The organism is Polaromonas sp. (genome assembly GCF_030680935.1).
Lineage (GTDB): Bacteria > Pseudomonadota > Gammaproteobacteria > Burkholderiales > Burkholderiaceae_C > Polaromonas.
In genome coordinates this window covers 19,899-35,482 of sequence record NZ_JAUXUP010000019.1, presented here as the reverse complement: position 1 = coordinate 35,482, position 15,584 = coordinate 19,899, and the positions used below count along the sequence as shown (strand labels likewise).

General features: G+C 62.6%; 13 protein-coding genes. 10 read left to right on the top strand and 3 right to left on the bottom strand.

Translation table 11 applies throughout. The features are described 5' to 3' along the window. Positions 1–39: 39 nt before the first annotated feature. From Q8L50_RS05445 to Q8L50_RS05420, 6 genes are all read left to right on the top strand, one after another. Positions 40–1,842, top strand: a complete 1,803-nt coding sequence (locus Q8L50_RS05445; protein ID WP_305347644.1) for a GspE/PulE family protein — start codon at positions 40–42, stop codon at positions 1,840–1,842. Between the two features lie 120 nt (positions 1,843–1,962). Beyond that, the gene (locus tag Q8L50_RS05440; protein WP_305347643.1) at positions 1,963–2,451 is read left to right on the top strand and encodes a tripartite tricarboxylate transporter TctB family protein; all 489 of its coding nucleotides are present in this window, start codon (positions 1,963–1,965) and stop codon (positions 2,449–2,451) included. 10 nt (positions 2,452–2,461) lie between these two features. Beyond that, a complete protein-coding gene (locus Q8L50_RS05435) occupies positions 2,462–3,973 on the top strand; it encodes a tripartite tricarboxylate transporter permease (RefSeq protein WP_305347642.1) in 1,512 nt (503 codons plus the stop codon). Positions 3,974–4,100: 127 nt separating this feature from the next. Continuing rightward, positions 4,101–5,084: a Bug family tripartite tricarboxylate transporter substrate binding protein gene (locus tag Q8L50_RS05430; RefSeq protein WP_370869753.1), complete on the top strand. Its 984-nt coding sequence runs from the start codon at positions 4,101–4,103 to the stop codon at positions 5,082–5,084. 80 nt (positions 5,085–5,164) lie between these two features. Continuing rightward, positions 5,165–6,772, top strand: coding sequence for a gamma-glutamyltransferase family protein (locus tag Q8L50_RS05425; RefSeq protein ID WP_305347641.1), 1,608 nt, complete (start codon positions 5,165–5,167; stop codon positions 6,770–6,772). Between the two features lie 47 nt (positions 6,773–6,819). After that, the gene (locus tag Q8L50_RS05420; RefSeq protein WP_305347680.1) at positions 6,820–7,722 is read left to right on the top strand and encodes a DMT family transporter; all 903 of its coding nucleotides are present in this window, start codon (positions 6,820–6,822) and stop codon (positions 7,720–7,722) included. 532 nt (positions 7,723–8,254) lie between these two features. Here Q8L50_RS05420 and Q8L50_RS05415 read toward each other — a convergent pair. Both Q8L50_RS05415 and Q8L50_RS05410 read right to left on the bottom strand, forming a co-directional pair. Then, positions 8,255–9,313, bottom strand: coding sequence for a M48 family metalloprotease (locus Q8L50_RS05415; RefSeq protein ID WP_305347640.1), 1,059 nt, complete (start codon positions 9,311–9,313; stop codon positions 8,255–8,257). A gap of 14 nt (positions 9,314–9,327) precedes the next feature. Beyond that, positions 9,328–9,912: an SH3 domain-containing protein gene (locus tag Q8L50_RS05410; RefSeq protein WP_305347639.1), complete on the bottom strand. Its 585-nt coding sequence runs from the start codon at positions 9,910–9,912 to the stop codon at positions 9,328–9,330. 35 nt (positions 9,913–9,947) lie between these two features. Here Q8L50_RS05410 and Q8L50_RS05405 point away from each other — a divergent pair, with 35 nt between their 5' ends. The 3 genes from Q8L50_RS05405 to Q8L50_RS05395 all read left to right on the top strand — a co-directional run bounded on the left by Q8L50_RS05405 (position 9,948) and on the right by Q8L50_RS05395 (position 13,396). Then, complete coding sequence (locus tag Q8L50_RS05405; RefSeq protein ID WP_305347638.1) at positions 9,948–10,742, top strand: SDR family oxidoreductase; 795 nt, start codon at positions 9,948–9,950, stop codon at positions 10,740–10,742. 67 nt (positions 10,743–10,809) lie between these two features. Then, positions 10,810–12,195, top strand: coding sequence for an FAD-containing oxidoreductase (locus Q8L50_RS05400; RefSeq protein WP_305347637.1), 1,386 nt, complete (start codon positions 10,810–10,812; stop codon positions 12,193–12,195). A gap of 103 nt (positions 12,196–12,298) precedes the next feature. Continuing rightward, positions 12,299–13,396: an SMP-30/gluconolactonase/LRE family protein gene (locus Q8L50_RS05395; RefSeq protein WP_305347636.1), complete on the top strand. Its 1,098-nt coding sequence runs from the start codon at positions 12,299–12,301 to the stop codon at positions 13,394–13,396. 42 nt (positions 13,397–13,438) lie between these two features. Here Q8L50_RS05395 and Q8L50_RS05390 read toward each other — a convergent pair whose 3' ends face one another. Next, positions 13,439–14,338 (bottom strand): DMT family transporter, encoded by a 900-nt coding sequence (locus Q8L50_RS05390; RefSeq protein ID WP_305347635.1) that lies wholly within the window; start codon positions 14,336–14,338, stop codon positions 13,439–13,441. A 169-nt stretch (positions 14,339–14,507) separates the two neighbouring features. On the opposite strand from Q8L50_RS05390, the gene Q8L50_RS05385 reads away from it, so the two are divergent. Continuing rightward, positions 14,508–15,503 (top strand): quinone oxidoreductase, encoded by a 996-nt coding sequence (locus Q8L50_RS05385; protein ID WP_305347634.1) that lies wholly within the window; start codon positions 14,508–14,510, stop codon positions 15,501–15,503. Positions 15,504–15,584: the final 81 nt, after the last annotated feature.

Here is a 15,584-nt window from a genome sequence, read left to right as displayed (position 1 = left end):
GGTGGACGCCCCTGCAGATTGATCAGTTACAGTGCCACCATGCGTTCAGCGATGCCCCCCAAACCTCACCCTGAGTCGGCAGCCAAAGCCGTACCCTCCGGTCCGCTGGATTGGCGCCGCCTGGTGGAATGGCTCAGTGAAGACGGTGTGATCTCTGCCGCCGAGGCGCAGCGCACGATTGCCCGTTGCTCGCAGGTGCAAAGCGCGCAGCATCCGCTGGTGCGGCTGGCCAGCGTCAGCATGAGCCGTCTGGCTGACGGCAAGCCGCTGGATATTGAAACCATCGCGCAGTGGCTTGCCGGTCGGGCCGGCCTGGCCTATCTGCGGATTGACCCCCTGAAGGTGGATGTGGGCAAGGTGGCCGACAGCATGTCTGCGGTGTATGCGGAGCGGCACAAGGTATTGCCGGTACAGGTTACCGCCTCAGAAGTGGTGGTGGCCACTTCCGAGCCTTTCATCACCGACTGGGTCTCCGAGGTGGAGCGCCAGGCCAAACGCAGCGTGCGCCTCGTGGTCGCCAACCCGACAGAAATCGCCCGCTACACCGCCGAGTTTTTCGCGCTGGCCAAGTCGGTCAAGGCGGCCATGAAGGCGGGCGGCAGAGAGGGCGCGGCCAGTTTTGAGCAACTGGTGGAGCTTGGCAAAACCAACAAGCAGCTCGATGCGAATGACCAGGGCGTGGTGCAGGTGGTCGATTGGCTCTGGCAATACGCCTTCGACCAGCGCGCCAGCGACATTCACCTGGAGCCGCGGCGTGACCAGGGCGTCATACGTTTTCGCATCGACGGCATCTTGCACCCTGTTTACCAGTTGCCCATGGGGGTGCACAACGCGATGACCGCGCGTATCAAGCTGCTGGGGCGCATGGACGTGGTTGAAAAACGCCGGCCGCAGGATGGACGCATCAAGACCCGTAACCAGCGCGGGGACGAGGTCGAGATGCGCCTGTCCACCTTGCCGACAGCCTTCGGCGAAAAAATGGTGATGCGGATTTTCGACCCCGACACCACCGTCAAGGACCTGGATGCGCTGGGTTTTTCGCAGCACGACGCAGCGCGCTGGGAGTTGCTGGTCAAGCGGCCCTTCGGTATTGTGCTGGTCACCGGGCCGACCGGATCGGGCAAAACCACCACGCTGTATTCGACCCTCAAGCGTATCGCCACCGAAGAAGTCAATGTCAGCACGATTGAAGACCCGATCGAGATGATTGAGCCCGCTTTCAACCAGACGCAGGTGCAGGCGCATCTGGATTTTGATTTCCCCGAGGGCTTGCGCGCGCTGATGCGGCAAGACCCGGACATCATCATGGTGGGCGAAATCCGCGACCTGCAGACCGCCGAGATGGCGGTACAGGCCGCGCTGACCGGGCACCTGGTCTTCAGCACCCTGCACACCAATGACGCGCCTTCGGCGGTGTCGCGCCTGATGGAGCTGGGTGTGCCTTCCTATCTGATCAATGCCACATTGCTGGGCGTTCTGGCGCAGCGGCTGGTGCGCACCTTGTGCCCGCAATGCCGCGAGAAAGATGAAGGCAGCTCACGCGAGGCGCTGACAGAAATCGTCAAGCCCTGGCAGATCAATGGCGGTTACCAGCCCTACAAACCGGTGGGCTGTGTCGATTGCCGCATGACGGGTTTCATGGGGCGCATGGGCCTGTATGAGCTGCTCACGGTCAGTGAGGCGTTCAAGGACAAAGTCACCAAGGAACCGAGTATTGATGCGCTGCGGCGCCAGGCGGTGCTTGATGGCATGCGGCCGCTGCGGCTGGCCGGCGCGCTCAAGGTGGCAGAGGGCGTGACCACCATTGAGGAAATTCTCTCTACCACACCGCCGTTGTCCTGACTGCTTTCTTACGCAAGCCTTCCGATTTTCGCGGCCTGGCAGCCTAAGTGAAAGCCACATATGCGCCAGGGGCAATTGAATGCACAATCCATCGATTCCAGTTTATAGAGGAGACAAACCGTGAATATCAAAAGTCAGAAAGACTTTTTTGCCGGTCTCATGTTCATGGGTGTCGGTGTCGCGTTTGCGTGGGGTGCAACGACCTACAACGTTGGCACCGGGGCACGCATGGGCCCGGGCTATTTCCCGCTGATGCTGGGCGTCATGTTGGCACTTATTGGCGTGGTGATTACCTTCAAGGCCCTGGTGGTCGAGACGGTAGGCGGGGACAAAATCGGCAAGTGGGCCTGGAAGCCGCTTTTCTTCATCATTGCGGCCAACGTGGTATTCGGCATTTTGCTGGCGGGCCTTCCGGCCATCAAGTTCCCTGCTTTCGGCATGATTGTGGCGATCTATGCCCTGACTTTTATTGCCAGCATGGCTGAGGCTGGCTGGAAATTCAGGACTACCCTCATTCTGGCAACCGTACTGGCCGTCGGCAGCTATCTGGCCTTTGTCATTGCGCTGAAGTTGCAGTTCCCCGTGTGGCCGTCCTTCATCACCGGCTAAGGAAAAGAAAATGGATCTGATTGCAAACTTGTCCCTGGGTTTTGGCGTTGCGTTCACGCCGATCAACCTGCTCTACGCTTTCGCCGGCTGCCTTCTGGGGACATTGATTGGCGTGTTGCCCGGCATTGGGCCGGTGGCCACCATTGCCATGCTCTTGCCGGCGACCTACGCGCTGCCCCCGGTTTCCGCGCTGATCATGCTGGCTGGCATTTATTACGGCGCGCAGTATGGCGGTTCGACCACCGCCATCCTGGTGAACCTGCCTGGTGAGTCGTCGTCCGTTGTAACCTGTATTGACGGCTACCAGATGGCCAGGAAGGGGCGAGCGGGGCCGGCGCTGGCCGCAGCAGGCTTGGGGTCCTTTTTTGCCGGTTGTGTTGGTACCCTGATTCTTGCTGCCTTTGCGCCGCCGCTGACCGAGCTGGCTTTCAAGTTCGGCCCCGCCGAGTACTTCGCCCTGATGGTGCTGGGCCTGATCGGCGCCGTGGTGCTGGCGTCCGGCTCCTTGCTCAAGGCTGTCGGCATGATCGTGCTGGGCTTGCTCCTGGGTTTGGTGGGTACCGACGTGAACTCCGGTGTCGCACGCTTCAGCTTTGACATTCCCGAACTGACCGACGGCATCGGTTTTATCGTGATTGCCATGGGGGTGTTCGGCTACGGTGAGATCATCAGCAACCTGGCACAGCCCGAGCATGAGCGTGAGGTGTTCACCGCCAAGGTGTCGGGCCTGATGCCGACCAAGCAGGACTTCAAGGACATGACGCCGGCCGTTCTGCGCGGGACCATACTGGGCTCATCGCTGGGCATTCTGCCCGGCGGAGGCGCGCTGCTCGCTGCGTTTGCTGCCTACACGCTGGAAAAGAAAATCAAGATGAAGCCAGGCGAAGTTCCCTTCGGCCAGGGCAATATCCGCGGCGTGGCCGGTCCCGAGTCGGCCAACAATGCCGGTGCGCAGACCTCTTTCATTCCATTGCTCACCCTGGGCATTCCACCCAACGCCGTGATGGCGCTAATGGTGGGCGCCATGACGATCCACAACATCCAGCCCGGACCGCAGGTCATGACCAGCAACCCCGAGTTGTTCTGGGGGCTGATTGCGTCTATGTGGATCGGCAACGCGATGCTGATCATCCTGAACCTGCCGCTGATCGGCATCTGGATCAAGCTGCTGACCGTGCCCTACCGCTTCCTGTTCCCTGCGATTGTGTTGTTCTGCGCGATTGGTGTTTACTCGACCAACAACAACACGTGGGACATATGGATGGTCGGCATTTTTGGCGTGATTGGTTATCTCTTCATCAAACTGGGGACAGAGCCGGCTCCCCTGCTGCTGGGTTTCATCCTGGGGCCCATGATGGAAGAAAACCTTCGCCGCGCGCTGCTGCTCTCACGCGGCGACTGGAGCGTCTTTGTCACCCGTCCGCTTTCGGCCGGCCTGCTGGCCGCCGGTGCCCTGCTGCTGGTCATCGTTTTGCTGCCCGCCGTGAAAAGCAAACGGGAAGAGGCTTTTGTAGAGGAGTAGGTCGGGCAACTCCCAAAGACGGCGCCTTCGGGCGCCTTTTTTTTGGGTGAAACAGTCCAGCCCTGCAATGATGGACCGGCCGCCTTGCGGGCGATGACCGGGGTGCAAACCGTTGCACAATATCCGGATGAAACGTCCACACACCATTTTCCCCGCAGCGTTCTGCCTGGCCATCGCAGCGATCATGCCCGTTGCTGCGCAGACGACCGGCGCGGCCTACCCGGCACGCCCGATCCGCATGATCGTGCCGTTTCCGGCAGGGGGTGCGACCGACATCCTGGCGCGTGCACTGTCACAAAAACTCGGCGAAAAAATCGGGCAAACCGTGGTGGTTGACAACCGGCCCGGCGCTGGCGGGACCATAGGTGCCGATGCCGCATCCAAAGCGGCTCCGGACGGTTACACCCTGCTGCTGGCCACCTCCAGCACGCACAGCATCGGGCCGGCGATCAACGCGAAAATACCTTACAACGCCGAGGCGGATTTCACGCCGATTGCCTATGTCGCCAGCTCGCCCAATATTGTGCTGGTGCCCAACTCGTCGTCGTCCCGGACCATGCGCGAATTCATCGACTTTGCCCGCAAAAATCCGGGGCGCCTGAACTACGCCTCCAGCGGCAACGGCACCATCGTGCATCTGACCACCGAATATTTCAAGGCGCAGTCAGACACTTTCATCCTGCACATTCCCTACCGCGGGACGGCGCTGGCCATGCCGGACCTGATCAGCGGCAAACTTGATGTGCTGTTTGACTCCCTGGTGACCGGGATGCCGCATGTCAAGGACGGCAAGTTGCGCGCGCTGGCGGTCACCAGTCCAAAACGTACCGCGCTTGCCCCCGACCTGCCGGCGGTGTCAGAAACGCTGCCCGGCTTTGAATCGGTGACCTGGTTTGGCGTCTATGGCCCCAAAGGTTTGAGTGCCGATCTGGCTGGCAAGGTCAATCAGGCGGTCAATGCCGCGTTGGCCGACGCTGAGGTGAAAGAGCGCTTTGCGCGGCTCGGGGCCGAGCCCACTGGCGGCACACCTCAGGCTTTTGCCGCCATGGTCAGGGCAGACAACAGCAAGTGGAAAAAAATCATCAGCGAGCGCAAGATCACGGCGGAGTGACGGCCCACCCCATGAACCGATAACCCGGCGACAAGGTCTGCAGCACTGTGAGCGGGCCATATGACCTGTAACAAACCCTCATGAACTTCAACTACAACAACCCCTATCCCTCCACCCGCCTGCCGCTGTTCGCACGCAATGTGGTGTCCACCTCCCATCCGCTGGGCGCGCAGGCCGGCCTGCGCATGTTGCTCAAGGGCGGTAACGCGGTGGACGCCGCCATTGCGGCTGCGGCCACCATGACAATTGTCGAACCCGTCAGCAATGGGTTGGGCAGCGACGCCTTTGCCTTGATCTGGGACGGCAAGGAGTTGCACGGGCTCAACGCATCTGGCAGGGCGCCGCAGGCCTGGACGCCGGATTACTTCAAGCGCAAATATGGCGCAGCATCCGCGCCGCCCAAGCGCGGGCTTGATTCGGTGTCCGTGCCTGGCGCGGTGGCCGGCTGGGTGGCAATGAGCGAGCGCTTTGGCAAGCTGCCTTTTGCCGATCTCATGGAGCCGGCGATTGAGGCGGCCGAGCGGGGTTATCTCTTGCCGCCTGTGGTGCAGCAAAAATGGGCGGCGGCCACCGGCGAGCTGCAATCCCAACCCGGTTTTGCGCAGTCCTTTCTGCCCTGGGGCCGTGCGCCGAATGTGGGCGAGCTGTTTCAGTTCAAGGCGGCGGGCCGGGCGCTGCGTGCCATTGCCCAGAGCAAAGGTGCGGCCTTTTACGGCGGCGAGATTGCGCAGGCCCTTGAGAAATTCTCGACGCAACATGGCGGCAGCCTGACGGAGAAAGACTTCGAAGCCTACAGGCCCGAGTGGGTCAAGCCCATAGGAAAAAATTACCGTGGCTACACCCTCCATGAGATTCCGCCGAACGGTCAGGGTATTGCGGCGCTGATTGCGCTTGGCATTCTCGACAAGTTTGATGTGGCGGGCATGGCGGTGGACGGCGTGGATTCGCAGCATCTGCAGATCGAGGCGATGAAACTCGCCTTTGCCGATGTGTACAAATACGTGGCCGAGCCATCGTCCATGGCGGTGAGCGTCGATCAAATGCTCGATGACGCCTACCTCGCCTCGCGTGCCAAACTCATCGACATGAAAAAGGCCCAGGACTTCGGCGCCGGCAACCCGGTCAAGGGCGGCACGATTTACCTTAGCGCCGCCGACGAAGACGGCATGATGGTCAGCTTCATCCAGAGCAACTACATGGGTTTTGGCTCCGGCTGCGTCGAGCCGGAGTTCGGCATCAGCCTGCAAAACCGCGGCCACGCTTTCAGTCTGGAGGCGGGGGCCAACCAGGTCGCGCCGGGCAAGCGGCCGTTTCACACCATCATTCCAGCCTTTCTGACCAAGGACGGGCAGGCGGTCATGTCGTATGGCGTCATGGGCGCCAACATGCAACCACAGGGCCACATGCAGACGCTGGTGCGCATGCTGGACTACAAGCAGAGCCCGCAGGCTGCCTGCGATGCGCCACGCTGGCGCTACAACGCCGGCTTCGAGATCAACGTCGAATCTGCCATGGACCCGCAGACGGTGCAGGCCCTGGCGGAGCGCGGCCACCGCATGGAAGTCATCAACGATTCCTACCAGGACTTTGGCGCCGGCCAGTTCATCTGGCGAACTGGCGACCCGAAGGTTGAAGGTTATGTGGCTGCCAGCGACAGTCGGCGTGACGGCCAGGCTGTCGGCTTCTAGAGTCCATCTTGAACCCGGATCCAGAGCAAAAAACTTCGAAAACCCATATAGGCTGTGCGCCAACAGCTCCTAAAAGCATAGCGGTTGGCCTGGTTCTGGCCACCGTTGGTGCGATTGCCTTCAGCGGCAAGGCGATCATCGTCAAGCTCGCTTACCGCTACGGCGTGGATGCGGTCACGCTCATCATGTACCGCATGTTGTTCGCGCTTCCGATTTTTGCGGCGATGGCCTGGTGGGCCAGCCGCGGCAAAGCGGCCTTGAGCCGCAAGGACTGGCTGGGCGTGCTCTGGCTCGGTTTTACCGGCTATTACCTCGCGAGCTTTCTGGATTTTGCCGGGCTGGCGTATATCAGTGCATCGCTGGAGCGCCTGATTCTTTATCTCAATCCCACGCTGGTACTGCTGCTCGGCCTCATGCTCTACGGCAGGCGTATCACGCGCCCGCAGATGCTCGGGATGGCGGTCAGCTATGCCGGTGTGGTGCTGGTGTTTGGCCATGAGATCAGCTTGCTGGGGCGCGAGGCAGCCTGGGGAGCGTTATTGGTTTTTCTGAGCGCCATCAGTTATGCGCTCTACCTGGTCTACAGCGGCGAAATGGTGAAACGGCTGGGTGCGCTGCGGCTGGTGGGGCTGGCCACCAGCGTCGCCTGCGTGTTCTGCATCGTGCAATTTCTGGTGTTGCGGCCGCTGGATGCCGCCTGGGTGGCCCCGCAAGTGATCTGGTTGTCGGTGCTCAATGCCACGTTGTGCACGGCCGTGCCGGTGCTGATGGTGATGATGGCCATTGAACGCATAGGCGCCGGGCTGGCGGCGCAAACCGGCATGGTGGGGCCGATGTCCACCATCCTGATGGGGGTGCTGATTCTTGGCGAACCGTTCACCGCCTGGGTGGCGGCGGGGACCGTCCTCGTCATTGCCGGGATTTTTGTGTTCAGCCGATCTGGCAAATGATGTTGCTCGCGGATTCCTTGCATCACGCTCCGTCCCCGGTTCGCTGCGGGCAGTAGGGTCGAACTCCCCACTCCCACCCCTAGCCCCTCCCTCGCCCCGCTGGGCGATGGAGGGGGACTTCATTTGGCCGCGTGTGCTGCTCTCGCGTGCAAACATGACGGTCCCGTGGTCCGACGATGACGCGCTCTGCGCGCCATCGTCTCCCCGAATCCGCATCCGCTCCCGTTTTCATTCCCCCCACCCGTCGGGCTGGGCCGAGGAGCGCAGCTGAAAACGGACCAGGGCGAGCGATTGTCTGAGCCGAAGGCGAGTTCGAGCGAGACCCCGTTTTCGGCGAGCACCGCAGGTTGCCCGTAGCGAAGCGAAGGGTCCCAGACCATCGGGTCGCCTTTCTTTTGGCTACTTTTCTTTGGCGACGCAAAGAAAAGTGCCTCGCCCGCCGGGGCGAGACCCGGCTTGCTGGCAAACCACAAACAGAGGATGCAAAGGCAGCTTCAACAAGCTCAGCCCGAACGCCGCAAAAAAACTAGCCTTACTTCTTCACCGGCACCCGCCGCCCCGCAGGAGCAGCCACCGAGGGCGCATCGGCACTGCTGGCAGTGCGCGCAGCCTCCAGCCGCTCCATGCGCTGCGCCACCGTGATCACTGGCTGGCCGGACAGGCTGTCCAAGCGGTTGCCCATGGCCTGTTCCAGCAGGTCCAGTCGTTGCTGTGCTGGCGGGTGGGTACTCAGCGACAGGGCAAACAGCGGGTTGTCGGGGGTGGCGGTTCTCAGCTGTTGCAGCACCGCGAGCAGACCGTAGGGGTCGAAGCCGGCCCGTGCTGCCAGCGCCACACCGTTGCGATCGGCATCGAACTCATCGCTCTGGTCCAGACCACGCGTGTACAGATCACGCCCCAGGCTGAGAAACTGTGCCGACACGGCACCCGCCAGTTGTCCCTTGACCTGCGAACCGACCACTTGCGTCAAAAGCCCGGCGCGCGCGGTTTTGGCAATCGCCTGCAGATGGTGTTTTCCGGTGACATGTGTGATTTCGTGAGCCAGAATGCCTGCCAGCTCGGCCTCATCACTCACGCGGTCCACCAGGCCTTTGGTCACAAACACATAACCGCCGGGCGCTGCGAAGGCATTGAAACCCGGATCGTCCAGCACGGCAAAGGTCCAGGGCAATTGCGGACGTGTGGACTGCAGGCTGATCCAGCGCCCCAGCTGGTTCACATAACGCTGCAGCGCCATATCGGGGTGCAGGGGCTTGCTGCCAAGAAGCACCGCCGCAAGCTGGCGGCCAATCTCGATTTCTTTGGGCTCATCAATCTGCGCCAGGGATTGCGAGAGCAAACCAATCAGGTCGCCGGTGTTCGCCGCATTGCCGCCGGCTGGCGCCAGGCTGGCGCCCAGCAGGTTGCCCAGCATCCCTCCCGGCGAAGTGGGTGCGGGCTGCGACGGCGCTTCGGCAGGGGCAGCTTGACGCAGAAAGTTGCCCAGCATGTTCAAGGCCTTGCCGGCATCCTGGCTGTGCGCCGGTGCGCAAGCCAGCGCTGCAACCAGCGCCAGGCAGCTTGCACGGTGGGGGAGGTGGGTGGAGTTCATGCGCACAGCTCCTGTTACTGGTTGCTGTTGTTCGTGGCCGGGTTGCTGCCGGGCACGGGTGCCGGTGCAGGCAGTGCCTCTACCGGACGGCTGGTCAGCGCCGCGCCACTGGCAAACTGCCTGGCCTGGTCTGCATCCAGCCGCAGGGCATCGGCCTGCGCCACGGCAGCCATATTCGGCTGGGCCCGTGCCAAGTCTTCTGCGCCCAGGCCGCGAATACCCACGGTGGAGGTGGCTGTGGTTGCCCCGCCCTGGGCACTGCCCCGGTTGAAAAAACTGGTCAAGCCGCGCAACGCGTTGGTGCCTGCGCCCGGGGCTTCGGCAGTCACCGCAGAGCCGACATCAAACATGTGTACCCAGCCGGTGTTGCCCTCGGCGGTGCGCACCTGAATCCAGGCGCCCTGGCGCGCGCCCAGGCGGGTCAGCGGCGCGCGCGCCGCAAGCGCAGCCAGGCTGCGTGCATTTTCACCGGGCGCTTCGCGCAATTCGGCGGCGCGTTTGAGCAAGACCGAGTCGCTCTGTGCGTACGCCAAAGAGCTGCCCAGCAGCAGCAGGCTGAAAACCAGTCCGTGAAAGCGGTTGAACTTACTCAGTATCATGGTCTTCAACTTTTTTACATGAATCGGAAATTATTATGGATTTAGGCATTGCAGGCAAATGGGCGCTGGTCTGCGGCGCAAGCAAAGGCTTGGGACTGGGCTGCGCGCAGGCGCTGGTGCGCGAGGGCGTGAACGTGTTGATTGTGGCGCGCGGCGCAGACGTGCTGGAGGCGACTGCTGCAAAATTGATAGCTGATGGCGCACGACCAGAAAGGGCTGAGGTGTTATTTGTTGCTGCAGACATCACCACGGTGGAAGGCCGCGCGGCGGTGTTTGCAGTGCGCAAGGATTTTGACATCGTGGTCACCAACGCCGGCGGCCCGCCACCGGGCGACTTTCGCAGCTGGGACCGCGATGCCTGGCTCAAGGCGGTGGATGCCAACATGCTGACACCGATCGAGCTGATCAAGGCGACCGTGGATGGCATGGCCGCGCGCGGCTTTGGCCGCATCGTCAACATCACTTCCAGCTCGGTCAAGGCGCCTATCGACATCCTCGGTCTGTCCAACGGTGCGCGCAGCGGCCTGACTGGTTTTGTCGCCGGTGTGGCGCGCACCAAACTTGCAGCGCAGGGCGTGACCATCAACAACCTGCTGCCCGGTGCCTTCGACACCGACCGGCTCAAGGGCACCATGAAGGGCGCTGCCGAGAAAACCGGTCAACCGCTGGAAGCCGTACTGGACGCCCGTCGCAAAACCATTCCAGCACAGCGTTTTGGCACGCCCGAAGAGTTCGGCGCGATCTGCGCCTTCCTGTGCAGCGTGCATGCCGGCTACATGACGGGGCAGAACGTGCTGGCCGATGGCGGGGCTTATCCCGGTACATACTGAATTTGTGAGCAATTGAGGCCGCACCGCCCGTTTGCGGCGGCTGGACGGGTTTTACCTGGAGCAGGCCATGCAAACTGAATCTTTTGATGCCATCGTCATAGGCGCGGGGCAGGCCGGTCCTGCATTGGCTGCGCGTTGCGCCCGCGAGGGGCTTCGCACAGCGGTGATAGAGCGCGGGCACTTCGGCGGTACCTGCGTCAATGTCGGCTGTGTCCCGACCAAAACCATGGTGGCCAGCGCACGGGCCATCCACATGGCCAGGCGCGGCGCGGAGTTCGGATTTTCAGCAGGGCCTGTCCAGGTGGCGCTGGAGCGTATCAAGGCCCGCAAAGACGCGATTGTCCTCGCGTCGCGCAGCGGCGTGCAGCAGTGGATGCAGGGGCTCAAGCAGGCCGAGGTGATACAGGGCAATGCCGTATTTACCGGGCCACAGACGATTGCGGTGAACGGGCGCGCCCTGACCGCGCCCCGCATCTTTATCAATGTGGGCGGTCGCTCGGTGGTGCCTGATCTGCCGGGCCTCAGCGATGTCCCCTATCTGGACAACACGTCGATCATGGATCTGACGGAAGTTCCTGATCACCTGGTGATCGTGGGCGGCAGCTACATCGGTCTGGAGTTTGCGCAAATGATGCGGCGGTTCGGGGCGCGGGTAACGGTCGTGGAGCGTTCGCAGAAGCTGCTGGCCCGCGAGGACGAGGACGTCTCCGACGGCATTCGCGCGATCCTGGAGGCGGAGGGCGTGGTGTTTCAGCTCGGCGCCGAATGCCTGTCTCTGGCGCGCGACGGTAGCCGTGTCGTGGTTGGAGCCGTCTGCGAGGCAGGCACTCCCGCGTTGGTGGGCAGTCATGTGCTGCTGGCCGTTGGGCGTCGCCCCAACACCGATGGGCTGGGTCTTGAAACCGCGGGCATTGAGATGGACGAGCGCGGCTATATAGCCGTGGACGATCAACTACGCACCAGCGCTGAAGGCGTCTGGGCAGTGGGCGACTGTAACGGGCGGGGTGCTTTCACGCACACCGCCTGGAACGACCACGAGATTGTGGTGGCCAACCTGTTTGACAACGATCCCAGACGCGTGAGTGAGCGCACCGCGTGTTACGCACTGTTCATTGACCCGGCGTTGGGTCGGGTCGGCCTGACCGAGCGCGAAGTGCGGGCAACTGGACGCCCCGCGCTGATTGCGAAGATGCCGATGCAGCGGGTGGGACGCGCGCGTGAAGCTGGTGAAACCCAGGGCTTCATGAAGGTTCTGGTGGACGCCGGCACACAGCATCTGCTGGGCGCCGCCATCCTGGGTCTGAACGGCGATGAAGTGGTGCATGGCTTGCTGGACATCCTGGCGGCTGGACTGCCCTACACCGCCATTTCGCGCACCATGCACATCCACCCCACGGTCAGCGAACTGGTGCCCACCCTGCTTCAGCAACTCAAGCCGCTGGCGCCCGCATAGCTCTGCAGGCCGCGCCCGGCGCTGCAACGCGGGCGTTTGCGCGTGGACCCGTCAACCGGGCGCGGGCTACCCTCTCCCCGGCATCAAAGTTATAGTCCGGTTCATGAAAAAAGCCGCATCGACCTTGCTCATTTTGCTGGCAGCCGTAGCCGCCTACCTGTGCCTTTGGCCGGTACCGATAGAGCCCGTGAGATGGCAGCCCAGCCCCGCGCCCGGTTACGTCGGGCCGCATGGGTTGAACAACAAACTGGCGGGCCTGAAGATGATTGCGCTGGGTGCCGAGGAAGGCCCCGAGCACATCGTGCTTGCACGCGATGGCAAGCTGTATGCGGCCGTCGCCAGCGGTAACATCTTGCGCATGAACCCCGACGGCAGTGCGGAGGAGGTGTTTGCCCATACCGGTGGCCGGGTGCTGGGCTTTGATTTTGATGCCGCAGGCAACTTGATTGCGGCCGATGCGGTCAAGGGCCTGCTGTCCATCAGCCCGGCCAAAAAGGTCACCGTACTGGCCGACAAGGTCGGAACGGACCCGATCCGTTACGCCGATGCGGTGGTGGTGGCCGGCAACGGAAAGATCTACCTCAGCGACGCCTCAACCCGTTTTGCGCCGGCCAGCTGGGGCGGCACCTTTGAAGCCAGCGTGCTGGACATTCTGGAGCAATCGGCCACCGGGCGGGTACTGGAATACGACCCCGCCACCGGCAGCACCCGCATCGTTGCCAAGGGCCTGAGCTTCGCCAACGGTGTGGCCTTGAGCGCGGACGGCAAGAGCCTGTTTGTGGCCGAAACCGGGCGTTACCGGGTCTGGAAAATTGCAGTGGAAGCCAACCAGCTGGACCTGGCCCAGGCCCATCCGCAAGCCCGCGTGCTGCTGGACAATTTGCCCGGTTATCCCGACAACCTGATGCGTGGCCTGGACGGCAAAATATGGCTGGGTTTTGCAAAGCCGCGCAACCCGGTGGTTGACAACATGGCGGACCAGCCCTTTTTGCGCAAACTCACGCTCAGGCTTCCCCGCGCGTTGTGGCCCATTCCCCAATCCTATGGGCATGTCACGGCTTTCACCGAAGACGGAAAAATTGTGGCCGACCTGCAAGACCCGAGCGGGGCATATCCGGAAACAACAGCGGTCACCGAAACACCGGATCGCCTTTACATCCAGAGCCTGCATGCCAGAAGCCTGGGCTGGCTGCCGAAGTAGACGGCCGCATGAACGGCATTAGGGCGCAGTGGGCAATGCGCCTCAGCGCCGGGACGACACCACAATCCCGCCAACGATCAGCAAAAAGGCCATGCCGTGGTAGGCCTGCGGCAACTCGCCCAGAAACGCCGCTGACAGCAGCGCCGCAAACAGAGGGGTGAGGTTGGCAAAGAAGCCGGCCACCGCGGGCCCGGCACGCAACACGCCAATGCCCCAGCAGCGGTAGGCCAGAATGGCCGGACCAACGGCCACGTACAGCAGCGCTGCAGCCAGCGGCCAGCCCCAGCTGATGTGCGCGTCGGTCAACGCCCATTCGCTGGCTGCAAACAGGCCAGACCATCCCAGGCCAAAGACCATTTGCGCCATCAGGAAGGCGGCCCAGTCGTTGCGAATGGCGGTCGGTTCTTTCGGCTGCGACAGCAGCCAGCTGTAAAAGGCCCAGGCCATGGTGGCCAGCAACACATACAGATCGCCGGGTACCAGCCGCACCCCGGCCAGCAGAGCCCACTGGCCGCGCGACAGCACCACCAGCACCCCGGCGATGGACAGCAGCGCCCCCAACATCTGGCGGCGCGATACCTGTTGCGCAAAAAACAGCCAGCCTATGCCCAGCATCCAGACCGGCGTGCTGGCTGCAACCAGGGTGACGTTGAGCGGGGTCGATGTCTGCAGCGCCAAATATTGCAGGGCGTTGTAGGCACCCACGCCCAGCAGGCCCAGCACGGCGAACCGCCGCCAGTGTGGCCACAGGCCACTGCCCCGCCGCAGCACCCAGCCGGCCAGCGGCAAGAGGATGACAAAGGCCAGCGCCCAGCGCAGGAAGTTCAGGGTGATAGGGGGTACCAGCTGGTTGACAAGCCGCCCGACCACCGCGTTGCCGGCCCAGAGCAGCGGCGGCACCACCAACAGCAAGGCGGTGCGAAAGTTCAGGCCGGGTGTCATGCAGCGACTTTAACCATCAGGCGGCTGGTTTGCCTGAAATAGGCCGTTCAACCAGATGGCGCCGGGGCGAGTCGTGCTGCATCCCGCGTAGGGCGCTGATTCGTGGCAGGATGCAGACCGCATTCTTCTTTTCGCTTCCCTTCAACCGCACCCCAAGGAAACACCCACCATGGCACAGACCACCTCGCAAGCCGTTCGCATTGACCAGAACGGCGGTCCCGAAGAGCTCAAACTGGTCGAGGTCAACGTCGGCGATCCGGGGCCCGGTGAAATCCGCATCCGCCACAAGGCGATTGGACTCAACTACATCGACGTGTACCAGCGCGCCGGGCTTTACAAGCTGCCCATGCCGCTGCAACTGGGCATGGAAGCGTCGGGCGTGGTCGAAGCCGTCGGAGAGGGCGTTACCCACCTGAAGGCGGGTGACCGCGCCGCCTACGCCAGTCAGCCGCCCGGCAGTTATTGCGAACTCCGCGTGATGCCGGCCAAATGTGTCTGCAAGCTGCCCGACGAGATTTCTTTTGAGACCGGTGCAGCCATGATGCTCAAGGGCCTGACTGTGCAGTACCTGCTGCGCCGCACGCAGCCGCAGGGCGGGTTGTCGAATGGCGATTTTGTGCTGTTCCACGCCGCAGCCGGCGGCGTCGGCCTGATCGCCTGCCAGTGGGCCAAAGCCCTGGGCCTGCAGCTCATCGGCACGGCCGGTTCGGACGCGAAATGCGCCCTTGCCCAGGAACACGGCGCGGCCTTCACGATCAATTACGCAAAGGAAGATTTTGTCGCCCGGGTCAAGGAGATCACCCAGGGCCAGGGCGTGAAGGTGGTGTACGACTCGGTTGGCAAGGACACCTTTCTCAAGTCGCTGGATTGCCTGCGGCCCTTTGGCCTGCTGGCCAATTTTGGCAACGCCTCGGGCAAGGTTGAGCCGCTGGACATCGGCCTGCTGGCGGCCAAGGGCTCGCTCTACGTGTCGCGTCCCACGCTGTTCACCCACATCGCCACGCGCGAGACCACGCAGGACATGGCCGATGAACTGTTTGCCATGGTCATCAGCGGCAAGGTGCAGATTCCGATTGACCAGCGCTTCCCGCTGGCCGAGGTGCAGCAGGCGCACCGCTCGCTGGAGGCGCGCAAAACCACCGGCTGTACCATCCTGACCTTGTAAAGCAGCGGCAAAAACTGTGTAAAACTGGTCGCGTGATTCAACGCGCGGTGCCCCTTTGGCGTTAAATACGCTTCAGGAGTG